Source organism: Edwardsiella hoshinae NBRC 105699 = ATCC 33379 (genome assembly GCF_000474215.1).
GTDB lineage: Bacteria > Pseudomonadota > Gammaproteobacteria > Enterobacterales > Enterobacteriaceae > Edwardsiella > Edwardsiella hoshinae.
Genome location: NZ_BAUC01000057.1, coordinates 1 through 1,907 on the forward strand (window position 1 = coordinate 1; position 1,907 = coordinate 1,907).

The following is a 1,907-nucleotide window of genomic DNA, read 5'->3' on the forward strand; positions in this document are numbered from 1 at the left end:
CCTCGGCAACACTGGCCACCGCCGAGGCACGAACGAACAAATCACTATCCGGGCCAGTATCGACCGCTTCTCCAGGCAGCAAATTACGGATATCGCGTAGCAGTCGATCGCGAATAGTGGCCATATCTTCATATAAAAATGCCATTATGCTGCGACCCTCACCGGATGATTAAAGCTGTGCTTCTCTCCTCGGGCGTCAATAACCGTAATATGCAATATCGCCCATCCGGGCTGCCCTTGATGCGACGTGATAGCGATACGGGTTGCGCGGCCATCCTGTTGGATGGGGGCTAGCGCCTGTTCGGCATATTGACGGGCCAGCATATGCACACGGGGCACATCTTTTTCGCGGGCCAATTCATGCAGTCGGGAGCCTAGCGTTTTATCCGCCCAATAGCTGCCCAAAGGGGTTTTAAGACGCAGGTAAACGGCGTTCTCTAACGACCGACAGCGTGTGCCGGTATAGTCGCCAGTATCGGGGGAGAGTTGTCTATCCATGCCGGCATCATGCCAGCATGGATGAGCACTTAATGACTGATGGGGTTCAGCAAACCACTATCGTGCGATGGGTTTGCCGGTCGGCTGGCCGTCATGGCCATTGGTGTGAGCGTGGTCATTCAGTGAGACGGTGGGGGTGGTTACATCACCATCGGTACTAAAGCCGCCGCCGCGCTGGTTAATACTACCTTCAAACTCGGCTCCTTCGCCACCCTTGATGCCGATACCGCCGTTACCGCTGATTTTACCCTGGGCATTTAGTGTCTGACTGGCATTGAGGGCCGGCGTATTAAAGTCCGCCTTATCCTCCGCATTAACCTCATAATTTTTACAATTGACACGATAAGTAACGCACTCAATATCAACGATACGTCCCCGCTTGAGGACGATCTTTGTCCCCTGATCGTCATACAGTGCAACCTCGCCGGGTTTAAGTCCGGTTAGGCGGTATGCGCCATGCTCAGTGGCGATCACAATACCATGTGTGGATACCCCACCCAGCGGCAACACGATCCCCATCGTGCCCGGTAGCGGGCATGAGGTGAAGCCATACTGCTGGAATAGCTCATTACCTCGCAGTGCCTCGCCACCGATCCCTTTGGCCTGGATGGTTTGCACCTTGGCATTGCTGTCAACGCCACCAATCGCAATGCGGAAAGCCAGGCGAATGCGCCCCAATGCCTGGCCAATCCGGCGGTTTACCTCATTCCACATCATGATTTTTTATCCCATACATTCAAGACAACCAGCTCGGGCTTTTTCTTCTTGCGACGCGCCTTGCGCTTGCTGTTCGGGTAAGCATCCGGTATCCAGACACCATCCTCCTTGACTCGTAGGGTTGTCGTTTGTCCGCCAGGACGTCCCCCGTTGAAACTGCGCCCCATGAGAAAAAAAACGTCATCGATGCCATGCGGCTCACTGACAACATGAATACGTTGTCCAGGCGTCCACAGAACGCCTGCCGGCGTTCTGTGCCCAGGCACCTCGATAGTGATATCCAGGCCGCTTAACCGCGCATCTGCCATCGCCTTACGGGCACGATAGGTCAGTTGCTGAGCGTCGTCCACGTCGCCTACTACCAGAATTTGTGGGCGATACCACTCAACGGTAGGGTCACGTTCGGTATGGCTGCGATTGTAGTGCCCGGTAGCACCTGCCTGCTCTGTATCCTCCTCTGTCGCTGAGGGCTCACCCGACTGTGGATCTGACACATCCAGCGTAACGAGTTGACTGTCGGCCAATGTGGCATGGGATTGTGCCAATACCGTTAGCTCTGAATAGCAGCCGCTAATGTTGCGGCTATCGACGAGTGATAGGACGTTGGTTTTATTCTCTGTCCGGCTTAACTGGAGAGTGGCGACAGGCTCCCGCGTATAGTCCGGCCCCCCAATAACCAGGGTGCCATCAGG

The 1,907-nt window shown here is 55.2% G+C and carries 2 protein-coding genes and 1 pseudogene; all 3 read right to left on the reverse strand.

Features of this window, described 5'->3' with window-relative positions:
• Nucleotides 1-144 precede the first annotated feature (144 nt).
• Nucleotides 145-498, reverse strand: coding sequence for a phage GP46 family protein (locus tag EHO01S_RS16630; RefSeq protein WP_024525005.1), 354 nt, complete (start codon nt 496-498; stop codon nt 145-147).
• Nucleotides 499-555: 57 nt separating this feature from the next.
• Entirely contained in the window at nt 556-1,212 is a 657-nt protein-coding gene (locus EHO01S_RS16635) for a phage baseplate assembly protein V (protein ID WP_035370890.1), read from the reverse strand.
• Nucleotides 1,212-1,907: pseudogene (locus EHO01S_RS19045) on the reverse strand (phage tail protein); the annotation flags it as partial. The gene EHO01S_RS16635 and the pseudogene EHO01S_RS19045, both read right to left, overlap by 1 nt.

Coding starts and splice junctions, on each gene's coding strand:
- EHO01S_RS16635 (WP_035370890.1), bottom strand. CDS start 1,212: ATGTGGAATGAGGTAAACCGCCGGATTGGCCAGGCATTGGGGCGCATT.
- EHO01S_RS16630 (WP_024525005.1), bottom strand. CDS start 498: ATGGATAGACAACTCTCCCCCGATACTGGCGACTATACCGGCACACGC.